Origin of the sequence: Thermosipho sp. 1244, assembly GCF_018588215.1 — a bacterium.
GTDB lineage: Bacteria > Thermotogota > Thermotogae > Thermotogales > Fervidobacteriaceae > Thermosipho > Thermosipho affectus.
This window is the reverse complement of the sequence record NZ_LNGA01000017.1, coordinates 62,895-63,331: the sequence shown is the minus strand read 5'-3', so window position 1 is coordinate 63,331 and position 437 is coordinate 62,895. Positions and strand designations below refer to the sequence as shown.

The window sequence follows — 437 nt, the reverse complement described above, 5'->3', positions numbered from 1 at the left end:
TTGTTTAAAAAAATATTTTTCGTTAGTGAAAAAAATATCAAAAGGAACGATATATTATGAATGAAATTTTCAAGGATGCATCTTTTGTTTTTTTGGATAAAAATCTTAAAATTACATATAAAAGTACAAATTTTACAAAATTTAAGTCGTATTACGTCGTTGATTTACCCGAGTATAATGTGTACTTACCTGTGCAACTTGAAAAACATAAAATTGTAAAAGTTAGAGAAAAGTTTGTGTGTGATCCTTTTAATAAAATAAACCAAAAAGTAGAGATTCTAAGTTCTCTAATAACAAATAAAAATGGTAAAAACGTATCTAAAATCTTTTATGTTTCACATGTAAATACTGAAGTTGAAATAAAAGTCAAATTTTACGTTAAACTTGTACCTGAAGAATTTCGTTCCTTTATTATAGTGCTAAGGGATAAAGAAGAC

Annotated in this window: 1 protein-coding gene; it reads left to right on the top strand. The window is 24.7% G+C overall.

All coding sequences use genetic code 11. The features are described 5' to 3' along the window. Positions 1-56 precede the first annotated feature (56 nt). Positions 57-437 (top strand): hypothetical protein (locus tag AS157_RS04645; RefSeq protein ID WP_214494980.1); only part of this gene is annotated, 381 nt, incomplete at its 3' end.